The sequence below is a fragment of the Bacillus salacetis genome, assembly GCF_003581585.1.
Lineage (GTDB): Bacteria > Bacillota > Bacilli > Bacillales > Bacillaceae_B > Rossellomorea > Rossellomorea salacetis.
Window position 1 is genome coordinate 132,795 of record NZ_QXIR01000001.1, and the last position, 24,496, is coordinate 157,290.

Here is a 24,496-nt window from a genome sequence, read left to right on the forward strand (position 1 = left end):
TTCATAAGATGGGCCGCTTCCTCCAAGACATATTTTGAATGTTCGTTTCTTTTTACATGCCCTTGAAGATCCGTTTCAAGACACTTTCCGCCTCAAAATTCCTCGTTCATGCCCTTGAAAACACATTTCAAGACACTTTCAACCTCAATATTCCTCGTTCATGTCCTTGAAGACCCGTTTCAAGACACTTTCAACCTCAAAATTCCTCGTTCATGTCCTTGAAGATCCGTTTCAAGACAGTTTCCACCTCATAATTCCTCGCTCATGCCCTTAAAGATCCCTTTCAAGACACTTTCCAGCTCAATCTTCCTCGTTCATGTCCTTGAAAACTCATTTCAAGACACTTTCCGCTTCAAAATTCCTCGTTCATGTCCTTGAAGATCCATTTCAAGACATTTTCAAGCTCAAAATTTCTCGTTCATGTCCTTGAAGATCCGTTTCAAGACACTTTCCGCCTCAATCTTCCTTGAAAATGTCCTTGAAAACTCGCTTCAAGACATTTTCAAGCTCATAATTCCTCTTTCATGTCTTAAAGACTCGTTTCAAGACACTTTTAGGCTTTTACTTCCTTCTTCCCGTTCTTGAAATCACTCCCAGACTTATTGACACCTAACATCTCTAAAATGCCAAAAGACCGCTGTACACTCCCAGCGGTCTTTTCGGCGATATTCTGTTAATCTTCCAAACTAACAATTATTTGTTGATGACTCCTTTTAAAACAAATGCTACGTTTGCCGGTCTTTCCGCCAGGCGGCGCATGAAGTATCCGTACCAATCCGTACCATATGGAACATATACGCGCATTTTATACCCTTCCTTGGCAAGCTCGAGCTGCCTTTCTACACGGATCCCGTAAAGCATTTGGAATTCGAATTGATCATGAGGGATATTGTATTCTTCGACGATCTGCTTTGTGTACTCGATCATTGCATCGTCGTGTGTGGCTACAGCAGTATAGTTCCCATTCAGTAAGTGCATCTTGATGATTTTCTTGAAGTTTTCATCAACATCCTTTTTATCTGGAAAAGCCACCAGCGGCGACTCTTTATAAGCACCTTTTACAAGACGGAGGTTTGGAGAGTATTCATTCAACACTTCCATATCCTTCTCCGTTCTGAACAGATAAGCCTGAATGACAGTGCCGACGTTATCGTACTCTGATTTAAGGCGCTTGAAGATATCGATCGTCTTTCCACAGCGGGAGTAGTCCTCCATATCAATCGTGACGAACACACCGTACTCCTGGGCAACATCAAGGATTCTTCTCATGTTGTTCATAACGATCTCTTCGGAAAGATCCAATCCCATAGAGGTCATCTTTAATGAAAGCTGCGAATCAATTCGTTCACGCCCGATTGCCTTGATGGCTTCGATGCATTGATCAGCCATTTCGTTTGCTTCTGCTTCATTATCAATGAATTCCCCAAGATAATCGATCGTTACGGATAACCCCTGTTTGTTCAATCCCTTGATTGCTTCGACAGCGAGGTCAATGGATTCACCAGCTACAAATCGGGCTGCCCCGAAACGCAGACCATATTTCTTGGCTACTTTTGTCAATGGCTTATTCTTCGATAAGAATAAAAAAAAGTTACGCATTACTTGTTCCATGTCATTTACCCCCTGTAACATTTGCTTCACTATGAAAGCGGTTTCTTTTTAGTTAGTCTGGATGCCCGCAATCAAGTGGCTGAGGTCGTCAACTAGGACTGCTTGCCCCTTAAATCGGTTCCATGTTTATAAATTTATATTATCACCTTTATCCGTTTTTGAATATAGTTCAAACATCGAAATGAAGAAATTTATCACAATTTGTCATTTAGTGTATATGCGGGCTGGTAAGAGGAACAATAACTTTGCAAAAATCAAAGGAGGGAACACCTATGCAGCAACAGCAAAACAATCAGCAGCAGGGCGCTATGCAGCAGCCCCCGCAGGTCTTGACAACCAAAGATTCTCTATACTTAAATGATATGCTTTCATGGAATCTGCTGGCAATGAAAAAAGCCTATTTTGCAGCGGGCCACTGCCAGGATGCTGAATTGAAAGCGGAAATCAATAAATGCGGGGAAATGCATCAGCGCCACTATGAGCAGATTCTTTCCCACTTAAACCCAGACAACCCTGCTCCAACAACAATGTAGAAAGGAAGTGCAGCCAATATGAATCAGAATCAATCACAGCAAAAAATCCAAAATCCCAAAACCCAAGTTCCTGAGACTCCCCAAATGAACGACCGTGACTTAGTAAATGATATTCTAAGCATGGAGAAATATATGACAGATGCTTACTGCACTGCCCTTAATGAAGCGAGTCATGACGCCCTTTACCATGATTTGCTGACAATCTTCAATGAGACACAGAACACGCAGCGCAGCCTTTATAACAGTATGTTCCGCAAAGGCTGGTACAGCCTTGAGGCGGCTGATGCCCAGAAGCTGCAGCAGTCATACCAGCAGCATCAACAGTATGCTTCACAGTTCCCCTATAATAGTGTTCATTGATTAATTGATCAGCGAGGCTGGGACATAACTATTTTATTAGCGTCTATAGCCGAATGCTCATTTCACTTAAGATCTAATTGAATTCAAAAAGCCGAACTAATCTAAAATGCTACGATAGCATTTCTAAAATAGTTCGGCTTTTTTAGTTACTGAAAAGCTTTTGTCCCAGCCTTTGTTTGTTGATAAAGTTCTCTGATCCACTATCCGCTCAATTTCGGAAATTCTACATTTTACTACTGCTGCTACCGATGGTGTGTCCTGCTCATTTTAACGAAACCACGCTCTCTTACTGCCAGTACTTCTTCATATTCTGTTTGCTTTTTTCGAAACCACGTCCCCTCATGCCAGCCCGGTTACAAGAAATCCGCTTTCATTGTTTTCATCCACAGGAAAACTAAAAGCCAGCTGATCCACGTCACAGCCGGCTTCCCCTCATTTATCTTTTTTATCTCTATGTTCTTCGTTCATCTTTTTGATTTCCGTGATGATCCTTTTGATTTCTTCTTTGCCCTCAGGGAATTCCGAATTCCAATGCTTGGCCAGCGGCGGCATGGATTTGGCAATATGCGTATAGATGATCCATCTCGTTACGTTATCCTTCAGGTCTGGTGAAGACTCGCCAAGAAGCAGTTCAGTATATTTATCGATCAATGCGTCAAATTGTCCGTCAAAGTTCTCCATTACCTCACTCCTTTAGGATATTTCACATTGCAGGTCTGCGGGCAGGTTTTGCAGCGGTTCCCCTCCCCGCCTCTCAATTTGTAGGAGAAGCAGCACGTCAACCTCACCCTAAGGTCGCTGTCCTGTTCCCTTACATATTGTTTTTCAGAGTGGTATCGGGCCAGGGGGTTCTTCTTATAAGGGCCAAACAAACCGGCATTGCTGTCGTCCAGCAGCCACCGGAAATCCTCTTCCATTCGGGATCGGGCGTGCTGAAGATCTTCGTGCTCAATCAATCCCTCATAGATCCAGAACATATAAACCGCCACATTTTCCCATGAAATCAAATCGGAAAGGCCAGTAGAAATCTTCACTGAATCTATAAGAGGGAATAGATGATCCAGGAACACTTCCCTGGCAGCTTCTTCCCTTTCTTTTTCCCTATCTTTAACAGACTGGGCAGAATCGTCTACCAGCCAGAAACCTGGCATCCATAAACCGTTCTTGTTTCCATCTGCAAGGAATACATTGGCCGGGGATACATTCAGCTTTTTATTGAAGGCAGAGAAGGTGAACAGGGAAATGACGGCTAAAAAAGCATATCGCTTCACCAGAAGTGAAGACTGGGCTTTTCTATCTTCACTTCCGATTTTCCCTGAATAGTTCTTAAGGAAACGTTCTAATCCTTCAGGGTTGACCAATTGTTCTGCCGAAGTGTTTTCCCTGCCTCCCGGCAACTTTGTATACAGCCTGAAGGAAGAAAGCCACTCTTTCTCCCAATCAGACAATGAGGCTGCCATCATTTCATTTCAGCTACTTCTTTGATGATACAACGGCCTCTTCCATAAGGGATGCAAAGCGGGGTCCCGAATAATGGATCGCTGGTTACCTGGCAGTCCATATCAAAAACATTTTTCACCAAATTACAGCTGATGACTTCCTCGGGCTTTCCTTGGGCAAAGATCTTCTGATCTCGTATCGCCACAATATTATGGGCATAGCGGCATGCCAGGTTAAGGTCATGCAGCACCATGATGATGGTCCGCTCTTCCGTTTCATTCAATTCGAATAGGAGATCGAGGATTTCGATTTGATGAGTCATATCAAGGTAGGTTGTGGGCTCATCCAGAAGAATGATATCCGTATCCTGTGCAAGCGTCAGCGCAATCCACGCTCTTTGGCGCTGGCCTCCTGACAGTTCATCGACCCTTCTATGCTGGAACTCTTCCATCTTGGTTGCTTTAAGAGCATTTGTTACGATTTCCTCATCTTTTTGGGACCACTGCTTCAGCCATGATTGGTGAGGGTACCTTCCCTGTTTGACCAGCTGCAGTACCGTAAGTCCTTCGGGCGCTGTCGGTGACTGGGGAAGGATCGCTAATTTCTTGGCTACATCTTTTGTGGACAGCTTTGCAATTGCATTGCCATCGATCAGCACAGAGCCGGTCTGCGGCTTTAGCAGCCTCGCCAATGAACGCAGGAGCGTCGACTTTCCGCAGCCATTGCCGCCGATGAATACAGTGATTTCCCCTTTAGGGATTTCGAGGTCAAGCTCATCTATGATAATTCGGTCTCCATAACTTAACGTAAGGGATTCGGTTTGCAGAGATTGTGTCATCCGTGGGTCATCTCCTTTAGATTAACTGCTAAACTCCATTAATTTTACAGTAAATTCATATTAAAAGCTTATGCATTTTTTGTCTTAAATAGTAAATAGATGAAGTACGGGGCACCGATTGCTGCTGTAAAAACACCTGCCGGCACTTCCAGCGGCAGAAACAGCGTCCGGCCCACGAGGTCGGCGATCATGACGAGTGTCCCTCCCAGCAATGCTGCGACCGGCAGCAATGCGCCGAAGGAAGAGCCTACCAAGCGTCGTGCCATGTGGGGTGCCATCAAACCGACAAATCCGATTCCTCCTGCAAAGGCAACGGCACCTCCGACCAATGCGGTAGCCAGAGTCAGAAGAATCATCCGCTGTCTTTGGATGTGGCTCCCCACTCCGGTGGCTATTTCCTCACCAAGCTCCTGGATATTGACATTTCGGGAAAGAACAAAGGCAATCACAATCAGTATCATAGTCCATGGCAGCAGGATATAAACATCTTTCCAATTGGAAGCGTTAACTGTTCCCGTTATCCAGATATTCGCCTGGCTTGCCCTGAAGATCGGGCCTAAGATCATCAGCATCGTAATGATGGACTGCATCAAGGCAGATATCCCGATTCCAATGAGAACAAGACGGACGGGGGAAACCCCATTCTTCCATGCCAGGAAGTAAACCAAAAACGCTACGACTGCTGCACCGATGAACGCTGCAAGCGGCAGCCATTGGATGCTCACAGTCAATGCATTATTCTCGTCACTGAAAATGGCCAGAAACCCTACAACAGCTGCTCCGGCTCCGCCAGTAATCCCAATGATATCAGGGGAAGCGAGCGGGTTGCGGACCATGCCTTGCAGAAGCGCACCTGAAACCGCCAGGCACATGCCTGCCAGCAGGGCAACAATGATTCTCGGCAGCCTGAAAGATTTGACCACAAGCTGTTCGAGATCTTCGCCTCCGCCAAAGAACACGCTTAACACTGTCCATGGCTTGATGTTCATATCACCCAGCCCGGTACTGAGGATAAATATAATGGCTGTAACCGCAAGTAAAATAAGGATTTTCTTTACAGCTGATAAATCTATGAGAAATGATAGTTTTTCTTTGAAAAATCGTCTGGCAATATACCCTTTCATCCGCTAAAACCCCCTTCTTGCGATGTAAATGAAAAACGGGGCGCCCATAGCGGCGGTCATGACACCTACCGGGACTTCCTGCGGCATGATGATATACCTGGCACCGATATCTGCGGCCAGGAGCAGGATGCTGCCTGTCAATCCGGCAAAGGGCAGGAGCCATCGATGATCGACACCAATGATCTTCCTTGCGATGTGCGGGACCACAATCCCTACAAAGCCGATCGGCCCGGCTACAGCAACCGATCCGCCGGCAAGTAACACAACGATGATTAAAGATACCAGCTTGATCAGTCCTGTTTTCAAACCAAGCCCTTTCGCCACATCTTCTCCCATTGCCAGGACATTCAGCTTATTGCCGATGATAAGGGCAAGGATCCATCCGATAAGGAGATAAGGAATGACACCGCTCAATATATCAAGGCTTCTTCCCTGTACCGACCCGGCCAGCCAGAACAACACCTGTTCCAAGGCAGCTTCATTCAGGACCAGAAATCCTTGGGTGAAAGAAGAGAACAGGGCTGTTATAGCCGCTCCCGCCAATGTAAGCTTCATCGGTGTCAGGCCTTCCCTTCCGGCTGAACCGATCACATATACAGCAACGGCAGCAAGTCCTGCTCCAAAGAAAGACAGCCAGGTGAAGCTCTGCAGATTGGATACATTGAACAGGGTGACTGCAATGACCACCATGAAACCCGCGCCGGCATTGACTCCAAATATCCCAGGTGATGCAAGGGGGTTCTTTGTCAATGTCTGCATCAATACGCCGGCAATGGCTAATGAAGCTCCAACAGCGGCGGCAATGAGGGCACGTGGCAGACGGACAGTCTGTATGACCAGATGCTCGGTGGAGTCATTCCCATTGGTTAACGCCTGGTAAGCCATTTTCCAGGTAGTGTCTGTATAGCCGTAAACAATACTCATTCCGACGAACAGAACGAATAATAATAATGCTGTTAATAATATCAATGCCTGAATTCCTGATCTTCTCATATATTTAACCCTTCTGTGAAAACATATATAATAAGTAAGTACAAAAACGCTTTCTCCACTACCCATTTTAGAGAATAAAAGATTATGAGTCAATGACTTTGAAAATCATTATCAATTAATTGTTGACTTTGCAAACGTTATCTTCTAATATAGTTTTTGGAGTAACGCAAATGAAAATCATTATCAACCAAACAGGAGGAATTACATATGCGTCGTTTTTTACTGTCTTTATTCATTCTTGCTTCCATTCTTGTTCTTGCAGCCTGCGGAACAAACAATTCTAACAATGAAGAAGAAGCGGATGGCGGCGATGACAAAGCTGCTGAAGAAACAAGCTATACTGTAGAACATGCTATGGGGACGACTGAAATAAAAGGTGAACCTGAACGCGTGGTAATCCTGACAAATGAAGGTACAGAAGCCCTTCTTGCAATGGATGTCACACCTGTAGGGGCTGTTCAATCCTGGATCGGCGACCCTTGGTATGATCATATTGCTGATAAAATGAAGGATGTGGAAGTTGTCGGAACGGAGAGCGAACTGAACATAGAAGCCATCGCTAAATTAAAGCCCGACTTGATCATCGGAAACAAAATGCGCCAGGAAGAGCAATATGACAAGTTGAAGGCCATCGCACCTACTGTATTTGCAGAAACATTGCGCGGAAATTGGAAAGAAAATTTCGAACTATATTCCAAAGCACTTAATAAAGAAGAAAAAGGCCAGGAAGTCATTGCTGAATACGATCAGCGTATCGAAGACCTGAAAGCTGAACTCGGAGATAAGCTCAATATGGAAGTATCCATGGTTCGCTTCATGCCGACTGATGTGCGTATCTACCATAAAGATTCCTTCTCCGGTGTCATTCTCGATCAATTGGGATTTGCCCGCCCTGAAGGCCAGAATGTAGATGACTTTGCAGAAAAAGGTGTAACCAAAGAAAGAATCCCTGCAATGGATGGAGACATTCTGTTCTACTTTGCTTATGAAACAGGTGACGGAGAAGCAAACAAGGTTGCTGAAGAATGGGTGAACGACCCACTCTTCCAGAAGCTTGAAGTAGCGCAGGAAGGAAAAGTATACGAAGTCAGCGATCCTGTCTGGAACACTGCCGGCGGTGTACTGGCAGCCAACCTGATGCTGGATGATATCGAAAAGTACTTTTTAGAACAATAAACATGTAAGCCTGCCAAATTTGGCAGGCTTTTTATATTTTAAAGATATTTCTCCTTTCCCTCCACTTTTTTCATAAATCCCCGCAAACCGGAAACACTACCACTAGAGTAATTATAAGAGTGGTGAAATCAATGTTTTCTTTATTCAGCCGAAAAAAGGGCACCGATAGAAACAAGAAGAAAAAAACACAGGAATCCTTCGAAAAGCTTGTCAGGAAGTCAACTGACTATAAAGAGATTTTCTATTATAACGAACATACCAGCCTGCGATTTGGATTGAACTTTCTATCAACACTGGTTGATGAAGACATCATGCAGAAAGATGTCCTCCCCTCACTGCTTGGCAAGCATTTCGAAACACTTGATGATATCAAGAAGCTTGCACCGGTAATTGATATTCAGCTCTCTGATGATGAAAGCCAGATCGAACAAAAGCTTATGAATGGATATGTCCTCTTAAAAACAGAAAATGAAAGATCACGCTTTGCCTTCATTGCGGCACAAAAAGAAGTCGTCCGGCAGGTATCACAGCCACAGGTCGAGTTCAGTGTAGTCGGGCCGAAAGAAGCTTTCGTCGAGTCGATTGATCAGAACTTGAATATGCTTCGTAAAAGAGTTCCGATTAAGGAATTGATAATAGAGGATTTCGTTATCGGGAGATTGACCCATACAAAGACATCCTTGCTGTATATAGACGGCTTGTCCGACCAGGACAATGTACAAACAATGAGGCAGCGCCTTAAGGCCATTGACTTTGACCAGATCAATGACAGTTCCTTTGTGGAACAACTGATTGCCGACAATTCCAATTCTCCGTTTCCGCAGCTATTGGATACGGAACGGCCTGACCGTGCTGCCTCCGTTTTAATAGAAGGCAAAGTTGTAGTGCTGGTGGATGGTTCTCCGCATGCCCTCATCGGTCCGACAACGTTGGTTGAATTTTTCAGTGCCTATGAGGATTATTTTCTAAATTACCTGGTTTCCTCTTTTTTCAGGCTTGTACGGGTATTCGCTGTTGCGTTCTCCATCCTGATTACCCCTATCTATGTCGCAGCCCTTACGTATCACTATGAATTGATACCGAAAGACCTTATGGCCACACTCATTACATCCCGGCAGGAAATCCCGCTTCCACCCATTCTGGAGGCCCTGTTTCTTGAACTGACGATTGAACTCCTGCGGGAAGCCGGAGCCAGGCTGCCCACCAAGGTCGGCCAGACAATCGGTATCGTGGGAGGGATCGTTATCGGAACCGCATCTGTTGAAGCTGGGCTGACCAGTAATGTCCTCTTGATCCTGGTAGCTCTTGCTGCACTTGCCTCCTTTACGACACCTGTTTACAAAATGGGTAACACGATCAGGATATTAAGATTTCCCTTCCTGATTTTTGCACAGCTTTGGGGACTGCTGGGCATTGTGTTCTGTTTTAGTATCCTGATGACCCATCTCCTTCGATTAACTTCACTGGGAAGACCGTTTCTGGAACCACTATATCCTCCCCGGGTGTATGACATGAAGGATGCCATCATTCGCTTTCCATTCCACACTCAAAGCAAGCGTCCGGAATTCATGCGGACAAAGAACCCCCGCAGGTTCAGTCCCCAGGAAGGCAAAAAGAAACTCGATATTGATGAATAACCGGCGGAGGTCTTGTTATGAATCCAGTTCCTGAAAACAGAAAAATATCGCCTTTTATCGTATTCTTTCTTATCCATTCCATCCAGGTTGGGGTAGGGGTGCTTGGCTTCCAGAGGATCATTGCCCAAAGTGCCGGATATGATGGCTGGATGGCTGTCATCGCTGCCGGCCTGCTCACCAATGTCATCACCTTTTTCATCTTCAAGGTAGTGCAAAAAGGCGGCGGGGATTTGATAGAAGCCAATCAACTTGCATTCGGAAAGTGGCTGGGCAAACTATTTGATACTGTATACCTGTTGTATTTCTGCCTGATTACCGTCACTGTCACCCGTACGTATATAGAAGTCATCCAAGTCTGGATGTACCCGCGGATAGAGCCTTGGTTCTTTGCCTTATTATTCTTCCTGCTCGTTGTCTATGTTGTGAGCGGAGGACTGCGGATTGTGGCAGGAACTGCATTCTTCGGGACCGTCCTGCCTGCCTATCTGCTTCTGTCATTCGGCTTTACCTTCCCGTTTTCAGATTTCAGGAATATCCTTCCCGTATGGGATCATTCCGCACTGGATATGCTGAAGTCCACCCGGGATATGACACTGAGTTTTCTGGGCTATGAAACCCTCCTGATCTTTTATCCATATATTAAAGATGGCGAAAAAGCCCAAAAATGGGCTCATAGGGGTTTGTTGCTGACGACGATAATATTCACGGCATTGACAATAATAAGTTTTGCTTTCTTTAGCGAGAAGCAGCTTGAGAAAACGGTTTGGGCCACTCTTTCAATGTGGAAAATCGTGGAACTGCCTTTTGTGGAACGTTTTGAATATATCGGGATTGCCAACTGGTGCCTTATCATCCTGCCGAATGTTTGTATTGCTTTATGGTGTGCAAGCAGGATTGCCAAACGGTCTTTCAAGGTTAGCCAGAGAAAAGTATTATATATTCTTGCTGCTCTTGGAGTCGCTTCTGTTAGCTTTATACAGGAACGCAATCAAATCAACCTTTTAAACGACCTTACCAGTAAGGTAGGGTTTTATCTCAACTTTGGGTTCATTCCTTTTCTTCTATTGATGATATTCTTGATGAAGAAGGTGAAAAAGAAAAAATGAGAAAGTTTATCTTAATTGTCTTGAGTTTATTTATGCTTACAGGCTGCGTTGAAAAGGAGATTCTTGACGAACTGAATATCGAAACAGCCAAGGGATATGATGTGGCCGGGGAAAACACCATTAGAGGAACTGCACTTTATTCCAGGTATTTAGCCGATAAGAAAATTGAAAATGTCACCTTATCTGTAGAGGCCCCTTCCACCCGGGAAGTATTGAACCTTTTACAAAAGAAATCAGAAATGCCCCTCGTCCGAGGCAGCTTGGAGAATGTCCTCATTTCATCTGATATGGCCAAGGAAGGAATCCTGCACATTGCCGATTCCCTTCAGCGTGATGCAAGTGTTGGAGCACGAGTCTTGCTTTTAATCAGTGATGGACCTGCTGAAGATATTTTAAGAGGGAACTATGGGCTCAAGGGAACCTCCAATTATATTGCCAATTTAATTGACCATAATATCAGGCGGGGAGATCTGTCACAGACAAATCTGCACCTGTTCCTTTTTACTTATTATCAAAAAGGGCACACCCCCTACCTTCCCATCATTGAAAAAATCGACGACGGGACACTTGGCATCAAAGGGATAGCGCTCTTCAAGAAAGACAAGCTTGTGCATGAAATCGACAATACTGAAATGTTCTACTTCAAGCTCCTTTCTGATAAGTACAGTGAAGGGAACCAGGTGGTCAAACTGTCTGAAGCCAGTAAAGATATGCAAAGAAGTGTGGAAGCATCTGTGACAAGCCTGCAGTCCAAACATAAAATCGATATTTCCCATACAGCAAGGCCAGTTGATATAACCATAACCATTACAATTAAAGGAATCATAAAGGAGTATACCGGGAAAAGCCTAACCCCCAAAAAGATTAAAGACATTGAGAAGAAAATGGAAGAAGATATTGAAAAGCATTGTCTCAGTATGTTGAAGAAGTTTCAAGAAGAAGGAATCGATCCCATGGGATTCGGCCAGCGCCAAAAGCACGGGGTACGAAAATTTGATTTCAAGGAATGGGATTCGGTTTTGTACCCGAATGCCAATATCAAAGTCAGGGCGAAGGTCAAAATCCTTGAATCTGGTACAGTTGAATAGAGAGTAGAGATACACCGCCCTTCCCTCCTCAGGAAGGACAGCTCTCACTCAACCAATGGATGGCTTCGGAAATGCAGCTGCAGTAAAAGGATTCTTTTACAGGAGGCAGCTGCCCAACCCTTTTCTTCATTTCGGAAAGGCCTGTAATCACATAGCGGATGTCGATCCTTCGAGACGAAAGGACATTATACAGCCATTTCACATGATCAGTGAATATTTCAGGTGCCTGCATGCGGAAAGCCGTTTGCAGAAAATGAAAGTGTTTTTGCAGATCAGCCATTGCCTGGGAACGGCCTTTTTCTCCATACAGCTCGACAAGCCCAGGGTGTTCCTCAAAAACACTGTTAGCAATTTCGGAGACTAAACGATCGATTATATCCTGGTGTTCAAGTATACGGGTTTGATACATTCACATACCTCCCTTGGTAAAAACTTCATAAATTCAGTATACATGAAAAGCCGAATTCAAAAATGTTAAAAATTCCATTACCTATAAAAGGCAATAAAGTTTACGTAAAGTCAGGATATCAACTACAATATGGTTATATATAGAGGAGGTCAAGAAAATGCAATCCATTCAAAATCAAGAAACGTTCCAAGAACTCATTTCCCAAAGCGAGCCGGTGATCATTAAATTCTTTGCGGACTGGTGTCCAGACTGTACGAGGATGAATATGTTCATCGATGAAATCATTGAGGAACATAACCAGTATAAATGGTACGAATTGAACAAGGATGAACTTCCGGAAATCGCAGACCGCTATGATGTCATGGGCATCCCAAGCCTGCTGATCTTTAAAGACGGCGAAAAAAAGGCACACCTTCACAGCGCAAATGCCAAAACACCAGATCAAGTTAGGGAATTTCTGCAAAATAATCAATAATAGATGAAAGCACCGCTTCCCGGGAGGCTGTGCTTTTTATTTAGGCTCCAACCTTGAATCTTTACCTGTCCAATATAAATACTCCCCCAGATTGTTAGAACAGTATTGGAAAAGAATAAACCAGGGCACCAAGAGCACACTATTCTTGTATTTACTATCTATTGAAGGGGTGCTGAGCATGACAAAGAAATACAACAACGGAAGCAAAAATCAAAATTCGCCGCAAGCTGGTCATAACCAGGCTGAATTCTCCCGCGAAATCGCTGCCGGCGACAACAGCAAAGGCAACAAGCATAACAAGGACCAAAGCGACAAAACCGATAGAGACTGACAATATGTACTTTAGCGCTTTAAAGCACCCGGGGACAGTCCCCGGGTGCTTTAAAGCGCTAAAGGCCCGATCATGCAAAAGGAGTTTCCCCTTTGCCGGGAAACTCCTTCATACATTTATTTAAGTGGCTGTGTGAATTTAGTATACAAAAGCCGCTCCAACAATAATCAACAAAATAAACAACACTACAATCAGCGCGAAACCTCCGCCGTAGCCGCCGCCATAGCCACCGCCATAGCCGTAGCCGCCACATCCATATCCGTATCCGTATGGCATAATCAGACACCTCCAGATGATTATTGAGCTTTCTTCACTCAATAATATCCTATGAACTTTCTGATGAATTGTTTAGGCGGGACCAGCCCAATCTTGGGATAAAAATTACCCTGTTAAAATATCCTCTTTAGGATAACTGATTTTATCTGTACCTTTTTTGGCCAGGGAGAATGCGAGGGTCAAGGGACCGATTTTCCCGACAAACATAACGAAGATGATAATGCATTTCCCTATAGCTGTCAGATTAAAGGTCAATCCCATGGACAGGCCGACTGTCCCAAAGGCCGAGACCACTTCGAATAGAATCTGGATGAAGGGAGCTTCTTTTTCAGTAATCGTCAATAAAAACATCGCCGAGAAAATAAGGACAACACTGATCATGGAAATGGCAAGTGATTTATAGATGAACGATTCATCTATTTTGCGGCGGAAGGCATGGATATCCTTCTTCTGCCTTAGAAATGAAACGACCGCAAATAGTATCACCAAAAACGTCGTCACTTTTATCCCGCCTCCAGTTGAGGCACTCCCAGCTCCGATGAACATAAGCAGAATCATGAAGATGATCGTCGGTTCTTCCATGCTTCCTATATCCAGCGAATTAAACCCGGCTGTCCTTGGTGAAACAGCCTGAAAATAAGCACCAAGAAATTTATCAGGATTCGGCAGGCTGGCCAATGTCTTAGGATTATTGACTTCGAGGAAAAAAATGACCAGTACCGCCACGATATTGATGATCAGCGTCCCAGCAAGCATAAGTTTCGTATGAAGGGAAAGCTTTTGTATTTTTTTTGAATACCATAAGTCCGTTAACACCGTAAACCCGATACCGCCGACTATAAATAACCCTGAGATAACAAAGTTGACCAGCGGGTTGCCCACATATCCCATGAGGCTGTCCGGCCAAACGGAAAAGCCAGCATTATTAAAGGCGGAAATCGAATGGAATAAGCTGTAATAAAGGCCATCTTTCCAGCCATATTCCGGAATCCATTCCGATGCCAGCAGGATCATCGCAAATCCTTCGACAATAAAAGAGAAGACGAACAAATGCTTGACCAGCCTGATAACTCCGCCAACGGATGTCTGGTTCAGGGCCTGCTGAATGATCAGGCGTTCTTTAAACCCGATTTTTTTCCCCAGCATCAGGTAAATCAGCATGGCAAAGGACATGATGCCAAGACCGCCTATTTGGATGAGTGCCATAATGACTATCTCACCAAAGGTTGTGTAAGCTGTTCCTGTATCGACTACAATCAAACCCGTAACAGTCATAGCCGATGTGGAAGTAAATAGAGCATCCAGCCACGTAACACTTTGTGTCGACGCAAACGGGAGCTTTAATAATGCTGTCCCAAGCAAAATAAAAAACAGGAAAATCACTAAAAGCAGTTGCGGGGGACTTAGCTGGATTGACATTCTGCTTATTTTGGATGCCCTTCTTCCCACAATTAGATCCCCTCTTTTTCGAATCGGTTAAGGTCGCGATTATCCCCAATCACAATCAATAAGTCATTCTTCTGGATCACTTCCTCAGCCGGAGGCGATACAATTATGTCGTCCCCTCTTTGGATGGCAATGATATTGCAGCCATATCTGGCCCGAACATCCAGATCAATGAGGGTTTTGTTCGCCACTTTATTGGATGCGACAATTTCAACGATACTATGTTCCTTTGAAAGTTCAATATAATCTATAACCTTCTCGGATGTGATATGGTGGGCAATCCTTCTGGCCATATCCCGTTCTGGATGTATGACCTTATCTGCGCCGATTTTATCCAGCACTTTCTGATGATAAGTACTCGATGCCTTGACCCACACTTCTTTAACACCATGGTCTTTAAGCTGGAGTGTTGTCAGGATGCTTGCTTCAATATTTTCGCCAAATGAAACAATGACGTGGTCGAAGTTTCTCAGGCCCAGCTCTTTAATGACATTTTCGTCCATGGCATTAGCCCTGACTGCATGTTCTGCGACGTCCCGGTATTTCTCGACTACCTCTTCATCAATATCAATCGCCAGTACATCTGCACCAAGCTCACTCAATTCCCTGACAAGGTTCCCTCCAAAGCGTCCAAGCCCAATGACTGCAAATTGTTTTTTCATGAATAAACTCCTCCAATGACCTGTTGTTAATAGAATAACCTCTGAAGCATAAATTAATTAAGTTCTTTGTCTGCTTGTGTAATGCCCGCTTAAAGCCAAAACAAAAAGACCACCAGGAAATAAGCCTGTGGTCATAGACACAAGATACATCTCCTTCACAACGCTTACGAGGTTAGCTGACGGATTCGGGTCATGAAAGTTAACCCTGCCTTTTCAAAAAAGGATTCACCCCAAAAGAATGGTTCCCCCGCTCTAAATGATTCAGCGATTATTCTATTATGAAGACTCTCTTCGCTCTGCTTATGAAAAGCCAAATCTTTTATAAGAGAGCTATTACGAAAGATATCTTACTCCTGTAATTTGGGTTTGTAAAGATATTTCTTGTAAATAAAAAGTTAAGCTTTTTTAAGTATTTATTTATCTATTTCACTGCAAAATCTCATTGCAAAATGACTGCTGCAGGTGATTTTTCAATAATATAGCCCCTGAGTGAGTTTCACTCAAGGGCTCCATGATGAGAAATGTAATTGAGAAGCTGATTCAGCTTCCCAGCCAGCAAACGGCTTCGGAAATAACTTTATATAGAATAAAGGTTAAATGAACAAAAGTAAACTCAGGGCCATGACTGCCATACCGGCAATCAACCCGTAAATCGGCAAGTGTGTTTCATCATATTTCTTAGCGGCTGGCAGTAGCTCATCGAGTGAGATGAACACCATAATGCCTGCCACGGATGCGAAAATGACGCCAAACATCACGTCATTCAGGAATGGCATCAAAATCAAGTAAGCCACGATGGCCCCTACTGGTTCTGACAAACCTGATAGGAATGATAATTTGAATGCTTTCTTTTTGTCGCCTGTTGCAAAATAAACCGGAACAGCTACAGCGATTCCTTCCGGAATATTGTGGATGGCAATGGCTACAGCAATGGCAATTCCAAGGCCGGGGTCCTGCAGGGCAGATGTGAATGTCGCAATCCCTTCCGGAAAATTATGAATACCGATTGCCAGTGCTGTAAACGTGCCCATCTTCAATAAGGCAGGATCTCCAATCGCATTCTTCGGTCCGTTCATATCTTCAACTTTTTTCAATTCATGCGGATTACCCTGCTTCGGGATCAATTTATCGATCATAGCAATCAACAGCATGCCCGCGAAGAAGCTGATGACGGTAATCCAGTTACCGAGTGTCCAACCAAGAGAACCAGTCAGAGCATCCTTTGCTTTCACAAAGATTTCTATCATGGAGACATAAATCATCACTCCGGCAGAAAAGCCTAACGTCACTGACAAGAACTTGGTATTTGTTGAGGAAGTGAAGAAAGCGAGAAGGCTTCCAATACCGGTTGCAAGGCCTGCCATTAAGGTTAACCCGAAGGCAAGCAGTAGATTTCCATCCATGCGAATTCTCCTTTTTCAGTTAAAATTCACTGTTGTAATTTTCCCCGTTCATTTCTATTGTTCTATATGTTCTATACTCGTTTTGCATTCAATCATTACATGCAGGAAAAACAGTGCAGATAGGAAAGCCACCAGGTGCTCAATTTACTAATATGGCTTCAACAATAAAAGTTTCCTTAGGCAAACATTTTACCCCATATACAACTTACCAGTCAACTGTTATAAAAAAGGATGAATGATAAGTTTCTTACAGGAACGTATATGGCCTTTCCGTTCAACATAAAAGTTTCCTCATGCCAACATTATATATATCAAGGCAAGTGTTTGTGACACCAAAATTAAAAAGGCTGAATCATCCTTTAGACGATCCAGCCTTTTGGCTATTCCTTCTTTTCCTGTTTTTTTGATTTAAAGCGATTCGGATCACGGACCGGAACCGGCTCTTTCCTTATCATCTTAAAGAAGGCATACATGATGATGAAAAGGATGATCGTAAACGGCAATGCTGAAATCAACGATGCTGTCTGAAGTGCGTTCAACCCGCCCGCCATCAGAAGGACGGCAGCAATCGCGGCCATAAGGACACCCCAGATGATTTTCACCAGGGTAGAAGGGTTAAGGCTTCCACCTGTCGTCATACTTGCCAGGATGTATGTAGCTGAGTCGGCTGATGTCACCAGGAATGTGAAAATCAGCAGGATGGACAGGATGGACAGGACCTCTGTGAACGGCAAATGAGCGTAAGTCTCAAATAATGCAACTGTAACGTCATTATTTACCGCCTCGGCAATGGCCGTCCCATTGTTCAGATCACTGTATAGTGCGGTTCCTCCAAAGACGGCGATCCACAGGCAGGCGATCAATGGCGGTATGACAAGGACGCCCAGGATGAATTCCCTTATTGTCCGCCCTTTTGAAACCCTGGCAACGAAAGCACCGACGAATGGCGACCAGGCAATGGCCCATGCCCAGTAGAAAATGGTCCAATCCCTGACCCAGGTTCCACCTTTATACGGAGTCAATCTTAAGCTGTATTCAACAAAATGATTCAAATAATCACCCAGTCCGAGTGTAAACGAGTTCAGTATGAAGACGGTAGGTCCGGCAAAAAAGACAAATACCAGAAGGACCAGGCACAAACCGAGATTCAAATTACTGAGCCATTTAATCCCCCTGTTCAATCCCGTACTTGAGGACAGCAGATAGAGAACAAGGAGAATGCCCATGATCAATACTTGGATGCCCACCGAATTCGGAAGATCAAACACGGCTTTCAAACCCCCGTTCATTTGAAGGACTCCCAGTCCGAGAGAAGTCGCGATTCCCATGACGGTTGCTATGACAGCCAATGAATCGATGGTATTCTTAACACCTTTCCGTTTTGAAGTGACGGATTCCACAGCCGTGGAAACCAGTCCATCCTTCCCTTTCCTGAATTGCAGGAAACCGATCATAAGCCCTACCAGCGTGAAGACTGACCACTGACTGATCCCCCAGTGGAAAAAGGCATAGCCTGTTGCCACCCTGGCAGTGTCTTCTGTCAATGGCTCCATGGACTGGAATGGCGGTGTGAAGAAGTGGCTCATCGGTTCCGCAACTCCCCAGAACACAAGGCCAGCGCCAAATCCGGCAGAGAAAAGCATCCCCACCCAGGTGAAAAATGGATAGTCCGGCCTGGAATCCTGAGGGCCAAGCCTAATCTTCCCGTATTTGCTGATTGCTACAATAATGAGGAAAATGGAAAAGAGAAATACCGAAATGAGGTAAAACCACCCAAAGTTCGTAGTGGTGGATAAAAAGAGTGTCTCTGCAACTTCCCCAAATTTGCCTGGAACAATCGCTCCCAATATGACGAGAACGAGAATGGCAATCGCAGAAACGATAAAAACGGGGTTCTTGATTTGACTAAGATTCATGTTTTTAGTTCCTTTCTGTGATACGCTGATACTTGATGGAATAATTTCATAATTCTAACTAATATAATTATAAACATACTTTACCGGGCTTTTCTAATCCTTTGCTTAACTGCCCTCTTATGATCACCCCTCTGATGACGTGGTATAACCTGAATGTAGGCAGATTAAACAAAAATAACCATAACGCTTGGAGGCTGTATAATGGGAAATCAATCAAATCGAATGATGCGTAAAGAAGTGCCCGAGAATCAAACATGGAACCTGCGGGATATTTTTTCTTCCAGGGAAGATTGGGAGAAGGAATTGGATGCTGTCCAGGAGGATGTTGAATCTGTAACTCAATTTAAGAACCGACTGAATGAGGGCAGCAAAACCCTGCTTCAGTGCCTGGAGGCTAAAGAAGAACTCTTAAGACGTTTTAACCTGGCTGCATCTTATGCTTCCCTGAAACAAACCGTGGACCATACCGACACTGCCAGCCAGAAAGATGCTGCACGGGTCGAGGAAGCAGGATCAAAAATCAACGCATCCCTTGCTTTCACTGAATCTGAGATCATTGCTCTTCCCAAAGAAAAGATTGATGCCTGCCTTGCTGAAGAAGAAGGGTTGCAATCTTTTAAAAAGTATCTGACCGATCTGCAAAACCGGAAGCCCCATACACTTGGAGAAGAAACAGAAGAAACTCTTGCAGCTTTGGGTTCCGTCTTCTCGGCTCCATATAATATTTACAACCGCGGTAAACTGTCGGACATGCAGTTCGATTCTTTTGTTGATGAAGAGGGAAATGAACTGCCGTTATCCTTCGCACTTTATGAAGGAAAATACAGCTCGTCAGTTTCAGCAGATGTCAGGAGAAATTCCTATGAATCCTTTGTCAACACCTTGCAAAAGTACAAGAATTCATTTGCAGCAACCTACGCCACGCAAGTCAATCAGGAGGTCATCACAGCACGTTTGAGAAAGTATGACTCCGTGACCGACATGCTGCTCGAACCCCAGCAGGTCACAAAAGAAATGTACAACAACCAGCTCGATATCATCCAGGAAGAACTTGCTCCGCATATGAGGAAATATGCCCGGTTAAAAAAACGTGAACTCGGACTGGATAAGCTGACTTTTGCAGACTTGCACGCACCCCTTGATCCGGATTTCAAAATTGAAACGAGTTATGAAGAGGGTGCAGAAACAGTTAAAGAAGCCTTGAAAATAATGGGAGACGAATACAATGAAATGGTCGAAAAAGCCTTGTCTGAAAGATGGGTCGATTATGCAGACAATGTCGGGAAGTCGACCGGGGCGTTCTGTTCAAGCCCTTATGGTGCCCATCCATATGTACTTATGACCTGGCCGGACACCATGCGGGGAACATTCACTCTCGCCCACGAGCTCGGACATGCCGGACACTTCTATCTTGCAGGCAGATATCAGCGGATGACCAATACCCGTCCTTCCCGTTATTTCATAGAGGCACCATCTACTATGAACGAAATGCTGCTGGGACATCATTTGTTGTCAAAAGACAATGACAAACGGACAAAACGCTGGGTCATCCTGCAGTTATTGGGCACCTACTTCCACAACTTCGTAACACACCTGCTTGAAGGGGAATTGCAGCGAAGGGTCTACAGCCTGGCAGAAGACGGAGAGCCATTAACAGCCAGTGTACTGTCTGAACAAAAGTCCGACATACTGAAATCGTTCTGGGGAGACACGGTCGAAATCGATGAAGGAGCAAGCCTTACATGGATGCGCCAGCCCCACTACTACATGGGACTGTATCCATACACCTATTCAGCAGGTTTGACTGTTTCCACATTGGTTTCCAAAGACATAATCAACGAAGGCCAGCCTGCCGTCGACCGCTGGCTCGATGTCCTTAAAGCGGGCGGTACAATGGAGCCGCTCGACCTCATAAAAAAAGCCGGCGTCGATATGTCCGACCCGGACAACATCCGTAAAGCGGTTGCTTATGTTGGATCGCTTATTGACGAACTTGAGGAGAGTTATGAATAGATAAGGAAGTTTACTGCCCCCAGGTCCCTGCCTGGGGGTTTTGGTTTGCTGTTCCCGGGATTGGCGTGTGCTGTGACTTGGTGATGGGGGCTATCTACGAGTTTTCGGGTTCTATCGTCGAGTTGGCGTTCGCTATCAACGAGTTTTGAATTCTATCCACGAGTTTGGCACTTCTATCAACGACTTTCCCCTTTCTATCAACTATTTTAATTTCAAAGGAGAGCGCGGTAACCATTTCCCTCTGATTTATCTGCCTCAGCTAAGGATTAATTCCAATGAATTAACTTCTTCAAAGAATAAATTTCCCACCTTCTCATACCTCTTGAAGGTAAGTTCAGCGAAGTGAGGATCCTATTTACGGTCGTCCCAGACTCGACTCCTAAAAAGCATCGCAAGCTTCCATTGGCCACATCAGTTCCAAATAGAAGCGCATAATCTTTTATTGCGTCTACGTGAGCACTCTTTAAATCACCACCGCATTTCCTGCATTTCCACATTCCATATACTCTTTTGCAACTAATATAACTGCAGTGAGGACATTTTACGCCTCTAATCAATTCTTCCGATTTTATTCCATATTTTTTTAACACATCAACTACTGGGGCTCGATGATTCTTCTTCATCTCGTTAGCCAAATCAATCGCTTCTTTCTTTAGAAGATGTTCTCGTTTGTACTTTTCCTGTAAAGCTTCAATTTGAAATGGGAGTTGTCCACAGTGGATAACTTTTTTGTGAACAGTGTGTGAGGATGTTCGAATTATTGTACGGGGGTGCTGATGACTACCAAAGATTCAATCGGGAGATGAGATAAATGGAGGCAGGCAAGCCATTTCCTTAATTGCGCTTTATGACGTTTCACTTGAATCATTGGATCTGAAAATGCCTCTTCAACTTTTTCGTTGGTCCTGATAAGTTGATTGAATTCTGTATCAAAATTGAGAGTTCCCGGCATATTTTTTGTCTCTACTATTAGAATGTACTTTCCAGTAATGATAACGCTGTCAATCTGAAAATAGTGAGTACCATCAAATAGACGGGATGAAGAATTAAAAATTAATCTGGGGATATAAAACTGAGAGGATAATTCAGGCTCAACTTCCCTTTATAACCAGCCAGTTTGCGGCCAAGTTCATCCCCGACCAGCTCCTTTGCAGGATGTGTTTCAGGCAGTCTTTCATACAAAGCTTCCAACTGCAGAAGCTCAACAGTTACAGTACGTGGTTTTATGATCATTGCATCAACTCCTTTCCAACAGAATTTCGTCATCTGCAAGAGGAATTCCTGCAAAGAAAAAAGACTGCCCGCTGCAGTCTTTGTTTCCTATCTTAATATACTTAAGCCATTTTTTCTGTCTCCAGTCCACTATCCAGAAACGTATCGCCGCTAAGATACTAATAACCGCTGACGACACCCAAATATAATCTTCCTTCAGATAAAGTCCGCCGATTACTCCCGTTATCCCGGCTAAAAGCAGATGACTCGACCGCTTCTTTTGGTTTTCCAGTAAAGTGAATTGAAACTCGCGGATCTGCAGCATTTCCTTCTGATCCATCATCCTTTTCGGAGCTTCCAGCAGGTCTGTAACGTATTGGGTCCCTCTCATGAACGGCTGGGCACCCAGCCATTTCAAAGCAAACTGCCATTTACTCATGCCGTTTTCCCTCAGCCACTCCATGAACACCGGTCCCGCTAAATCCAGGATTTCTTTTTCAGGTGCGATATTATAAAGCAGCCCTTCAATCGTGGCAAAAGACCTTCCCAGAAAAACAAATCTCGTCGGCACCTGGATGGGAAGTGAGCGGACCAGATCGTTCATTTCCTTCTTCAGCAGCATCAAATCCATTTCTTTAAAGTTTGCCAGGTCCATGGAAAGGAACTCCCTTAACATCCTTTCGATCAGCTTAAGGTCCGCTCCCGGAAGAAGAAAGCCCAGTTCGAGCAGCAGCCTGGAGGCCTTTTCATAGTTTTTCACTAATACCGCTTCGACCATTGACTGAAGGTGGTCAGCATCTCTCTTTGTAATCTCGCCCACCATCCCAAAGTCGAGCAGGATAATGGTTCCATCTTCTTTTAACAGTACATTTCCAGAGTGAGGGTCTGCATGGAAGAGCCCAGATTCCAGCCATTGGGGAAGAAACAGCCGAATCAGCTGCCGGGCAAGCTTTTCCCTGTCGATAAGGTGATTCCCTGTAAAAGGCCCTTCAGTTATCCTTACTCCTTCCACCCATTCCATTACAATCACTTTAGATGTACTTAGTTCTTCATGAAACTCAGGGATCTTCACAAAAGAAAGCTCCTTAAACCTTTCTTTGAAGCGTTCTGCATTCTCTCCTTCTTTTACAAAATCCAGTTCTCTTTCTATCACTTCTTTCAGTTCTTTATATAACAGTTTGAAATTGATGAAGCCTTTCGGCACCGGTGCAAAGTGACGGGCAAACCAGATGATGATTGAAAGGGACCGGAAATCCGTTTGGACGATGGATTCTATTGATGGACGCTGGACTTTTATCGCTACTTCTCTTCCATTTTTGGTCCTTCCTTTAAATACCTCTCCAATCGAGGCAGAAGCAACGGCTTCAGTCTCTATGTGCTGAAGGACATCCTCCGGCAAACTCCCCCATTCGCTTTGCAGGACCTCTTTGATTTCTTCCCAGGGAGCCGGCGGAACCTTATCCACAAGGTCTCCTATCTGCCGGATAAATCCTTTTGGCATGATATCCGCCCGGATGCTCAGCAGCTGTCCGATTTTGATTAATAACCCTTCCAATTCAAATAAAGTATCCCTGAAACGGATACCTACCTGTTCCCACAGCTTTTCTCTATCTGCAGCAGGCTTCCTCGTAATTTGATACCAATACACTTTAATGAAAATCCAGAAAGCCAGGGATAAAACCTTCCACATTCTGTACCAGCGTTTATTCTTCATAATTACCTCCCGCTTATGTACTCCTCCCCTTATAATACTAAAGAAAACAGAAAGTCAGGAATATTTTATCAAAAGCAGAACAAGTGTTCTTGTTTTTTACTGTGATTATGGTTATAATAATATTAGAAAATTCAAAAAGGAGTGACGAAGGATGAAGCAGGCAATACCTTATCTTATATTCAACGGGAATGCATTGGATGCCCTGGAATACTATAAAGAAGTCTTTGAAGGTGAAATAACTGATTTACAGACATTCGGTGAAGCGGATTACCCAACGCCGCCTGAAGCAGAGGATAGAATAATACATGCCCGTTTCAAAAAAGGAGACCTGCTGCTGATGGCCTCTGACACTTTCCCAGGAAGCGAGGTGCAGACGGGAAGCAATCTCTCATTGGTTCTGGAGTTTGAAAGTGAAGAGGAAATTAAAGAAGTCTACGATCGTCTAAGTGCCCGCAGCAAAATACATATGGAGCTTCAAGATACGTTCTGGGGAGCTAAATACGCAAAAGTGAAAGATCCATATGGAATCACCTGGGATCTGAACTATGCCAGATAAAAGAAAAAACACACAAGCAGCAATCTCTGCTTGTGTGCCTTTCTATAATTCTGTACTATGTCCGGCTCCATGTGAGCCGGCATCCGGATTGGCAAATTGGGCATAAACCACATAACCTGCCGTAATCAGCAGCAAATAAACTACAGCTGAGATTACCCACTTTTTCATGATAACCCC

The 24,496-nt window shown here is 44.3% G+C and carries 27 protein-coding genes and 1 riboswitch; of the genes, 10 read left to right on the top strand and 17 right to left on the bottom strand.

Annotated elements, in window-relative coordinates:
- Window positions 1-693: 693 nt before the first annotated feature.
- A complete protein-coding gene (locus tag D3H55_RS00690) occupies window positions 694-1,611 on the bottom strand; it encodes a proline dehydrogenase family protein (protein ID WP_119544881.1) in 918 nt (305 codons plus the stop codon).
- Window positions 1,612-1,883: 272 nt separating this feature from the next.
- Between D3H55_RS00690 and D3H55_RS00695 the strand changes: the two genes are divergently transcribed.
- Entirely contained in the window at window positions 1,884-2,144 is a 261-nt protein-coding gene (locus D3H55_RS00695; protein ID WP_119544882.1) for a hypothetical protein, read from the top strand.
- 18 nt (window positions 2,145-2,162) lie between these two features.
- Window positions 2,163-2,504, top strand: a complete 342-nt coding sequence (locus D3H55_RS00700) for a spore coat protein (RefSeq protein WP_119544883.1) — start codon at window positions 2,163-2,165, stop codon at window positions 2,502-2,504.
- Window positions 2,505-2,936: 432 nt separating this feature from the next.
- On the opposite strand, the gene D3H55_RS00705 is transcribed toward D3H55_RS00700, so the two are convergent.
- The 5 genes from D3H55_RS00705 to D3H55_RS00725 form a co-directional block, all read right to left on the bottom strand.
- Window positions 2,937-3,185, bottom strand: a complete 249-nt coding sequence (locus D3H55_RS00705) for a YusU family protein (protein ID WP_119544884.1) — start codon at window positions 3,183-3,185, stop codon at window positions 2,937-2,939.
- The gene (locus D3H55_RS00710) at window positions 3,185-3,952 is read right to left on the bottom strand and encodes an IucA/IucC family C-terminal-domain containing protein (protein WP_168412912.1); all 768 of its coding nucleotides are present in this window, start codon (window positions 3,950-3,952) and stop codon (window positions 3,185-3,187) included. The genes D3H55_RS00705 and D3H55_RS00710 overlap by 1 nt, the downstream gene beginning before the upstream one ends.
- 11 nt (window positions 3,953-3,963) lie before the next feature.
- A complete protein-coding gene (locus D3H55_RS00715; RefSeq protein ID WP_119544885.1) occupies window positions 3,964-4,782 on the bottom strand; it encodes an ABC transporter ATP-binding protein in 819 nt (272 codons plus the stop codon).
- Between the two features lie 68 nt (window positions 4,783-4,850).
- A complete protein-coding gene (locus D3H55_RS00720) occupies window positions 4,851-5,906 on the bottom strand; it encodes a FecCD family ABC transporter permease (protein ID WP_119544886.1) in 1,056 nt (351 codons plus the stop codon).
- A 3-nt stretch (window positions 5,907-5,909) separates the two neighbouring features.
- A complete protein-coding gene (locus tag D3H55_RS00725; RefSeq protein WP_119544887.1) occupies window positions 5,910-6,899 on the bottom strand; it encodes a FecCD family ABC transporter permease in 990 nt (329 codons plus the stop codon).
- Between the two features lie 207 nt (window positions 6,900-7,106).
- On the opposite strand from D3H55_RS00725, the gene D3H55_RS00730 reads away from it, so the two are divergent.
- The 4 genes from D3H55_RS00730 (at window position 7,107) to D3H55_RS00745 (ending at window position 11,906) form a co-directional block, all read left to right on the top strand.
- Complete coding sequence (locus D3H55_RS00730; protein WP_119544888.1) at window positions 7,107-8,075, top strand: ABC transporter substrate-binding protein; 969 nt, start codon at window positions 7,107-7,109, stop codon at window positions 8,073-8,075.
- A 131-nt stretch (window positions 8,076-8,206) separates the two neighbouring features.
- Complete coding sequence (locus D3H55_RS00735; RefSeq protein ID WP_119544889.1) at window positions 8,207-9,712, top strand: spore germination protein; 1,506 nt, start codon at window positions 8,207-8,209, stop codon at window positions 9,710-9,712.
- A gap of 17 nt (window positions 9,713-9,729) precedes the next feature.
- Complete coding sequence (locus D3H55_RS00740; RefSeq protein WP_119544890.1) at window positions 9,730-10,818, top strand: GerAB/ArcD/ProY family transporter; 1,089 nt, start codon at window positions 9,730-9,732, stop codon at window positions 10,816-10,818.
- Window positions 10,815-11,906, top strand: a complete 1,092-nt coding sequence (locus D3H55_RS00745) for a Ger(x)C family spore germination protein (protein WP_119544891.1) — start codon at window positions 10,815-10,817, stop codon at window positions 11,904-11,906. The genes D3H55_RS00740 and D3H55_RS00745 overlap by 4 nt, the downstream gene beginning before the upstream one ends.
- 28 nt (window positions 11,907-11,934) lie before the next feature.
- On the opposite strand, the gene D3H55_RS00750 is transcribed toward D3H55_RS00745, so the two are convergent.
- Window positions 11,935-12,315, bottom strand: a complete 381-nt coding sequence (locus D3H55_RS00750) for a hypothetical protein (protein ID WP_119544894.1) — start codon at window positions 12,313-12,315, stop codon at window positions 11,935-11,937.
- 157 nt (window positions 12,316-12,472) lie between these two features.
- Between D3H55_RS00750 and D3H55_RS00755 the strand changes: the two genes are divergently transcribed.
- Entirely contained in the window at window positions 12,473-12,790 is a 318-nt protein-coding gene (locus D3H55_RS00755) for a thioredoxin family protein (RefSeq protein ID WP_119544896.1), read from the top strand.
- A 145-nt stretch (window positions 12,791-12,935) separates the two neighbouring features.
- The gene (locus D3H55_RS23940; RefSeq protein WP_168412902.1) at window positions 12,936-13,121 is read left to right on the top strand and encodes a hypothetical protein; all 186 of its coding nucleotides are present in this window, start codon (window positions 12,936-12,938) and stop codon (window positions 13,119-13,121) included.
- Window positions 13,122-13,259: 138 nt separating this feature from the next.
- Here the strand turns inward: D3H55_RS23940 and D3H55_RS00760 are convergent, their stop codons facing one another.
- The 5 genes from D3H55_RS00760 to D3H55_RS00780 form a co-directional block, all read right to left on the bottom strand.
- Complete coding sequence (locus tag D3H55_RS00760; protein WP_119544898.1) at window positions 13,260-13,397, bottom strand: YjcZ family sporulation protein; 138 nt, start codon at window positions 13,395-13,397, stop codon at window positions 13,260-13,262.
- Between the two features lie 105 nt (window positions 13,398-13,502).
- Window positions 13,503-14,825, bottom strand: a complete 1,323-nt coding sequence (locus D3H55_RS00765; protein ID WP_420808724.1) for a TrkH family potassium uptake protein — start codon at window positions 14,823-14,825, stop codon at window positions 13,503-13,505.
- A gap of 23 nt (window positions 14,826-14,848) precedes the next feature.
- The gene (locus D3H55_RS00770; protein ID WP_119544900.1) at window positions 14,849-15,505 is read right to left on the bottom strand and encodes a potassium channel family protein; all 657 of its coding nucleotides are present in this window, start codon (window positions 15,503-15,505) and stop codon (window positions 14,849-14,851) included.
- A gap of 146 nt (window positions 15,506-15,651) precedes the next feature.
- Window positions 15,652-15,782, bottom strand: a riboswitch (cyclic di-AMP (ydaO/yuaA leader).
- A 316-nt stretch (window positions 15,783-16,098) separates the two neighbouring features.
- The gene (zupT, locus tag D3H55_RS00775; RefSeq protein ID WP_119544902.1) at window positions 16,099-16,908 is read right to left on the bottom strand and encodes a zinc transporter ZupT; all 810 of its coding nucleotides are present in this window, start codon (window positions 16,906-16,908) and stop codon (window positions 16,099-16,101) included.
- Between the two features lie 380 nt (window positions 16,909-17,288).
- Window positions 17,289-18,824 (bottom strand): BCCT family transporter, encoded by a 1,536-nt coding sequence (locus tag D3H55_RS00780; protein WP_119544904.1) that lies wholly within the window; start codon window positions 18,822-18,824, stop codon window positions 17,289-17,291.
- 201 nt (window positions 18,825-19,025) lie between these two features.
- Between D3H55_RS00780 and pepF the strand changes: the two genes are divergently transcribed.
- Window positions 19,026-20,837, top strand: a complete 1,812-nt coding sequence (gene pepF, locus D3H55_RS00785) for an oligoendopeptidase F (RefSeq protein ID WP_119544906.1) — start codon at window positions 19,026-19,028, stop codon at window positions 20,835-20,837.
- A gap of 266 nt (window positions 20,838-21,103) precedes the next feature.
- Here the strand turns inward: pepF and D3H55_RS00790 are convergent, their stop codons facing one another.
- From D3H55_RS00790 to D3H55_RS00805, 4 genes are all read right to left on the bottom strand, one after another.
- A complete protein-coding gene (locus D3H55_RS00790) occupies window positions 21,104-21,460 on the bottom strand; it encodes an eL43 family ribosomal protein (RefSeq protein ID WP_168412913.1) in 357 nt (118 codons plus the stop codon).
- A 134-nt stretch (window positions 21,461-21,594) separates the two neighbouring features.
- The gene (locus D3H55_RS00795) at window positions 21,595-21,903 is read right to left on the bottom strand and encodes a nuclease-related domain-containing protein (RefSeq protein WP_119544910.1); all 309 of its coding nucleotides are present in this window, start codon (window positions 21,901-21,903) and stop codon (window positions 21,595-21,597) included.
- Window positions 21,891-22,070 (bottom strand): hypothetical protein, encoded by a 180-nt coding sequence (locus D3H55_RS00800; RefSeq protein ID WP_119544912.1) that lies wholly within the window; start codon window positions 22,068-22,070, stop codon window positions 21,891-21,893. Before D3H55_RS00800 ends, D3H55_RS00795 begins: the two co-directional genes overlap by 13 nt.
- 4 nt (window positions 22,071-22,074) lie before the next feature.
- Window positions 22,075-23,763, bottom strand: coding sequence for an ABC1 kinase family protein (locus D3H55_RS00805; protein ID WP_119544914.1), 1,689 nt, complete (start codon window positions 23,761-23,763; stop codon window positions 22,075-22,077).
- Window positions 23,764-23,914: 151 nt separating this feature from the next.
- Between D3H55_RS00805 and D3H55_RS00810 the strand changes: the two genes are divergently transcribed.
- Entirely contained in the window at window positions 23,915-24,319 is a 405-nt protein-coding gene (locus D3H55_RS00810; protein WP_119544916.1) for a VOC family protein, read from the top strand.
- 42 nt (window positions 24,320-24,361) lie between these two features.
- On the opposite strand, the gene D3H55_RS25125 is transcribed toward D3H55_RS00810, so the two are convergent.
- A complete protein-coding gene (locus D3H55_RS25125; protein WP_276310190.1) occupies window positions 24,362-24,487 on the bottom strand; it encodes a hypothetical protein in 126 nt (41 codons plus the stop codon).
- Between the last annotated feature and the right edge of the window lie 9 nt (window positions 24,488-24,496).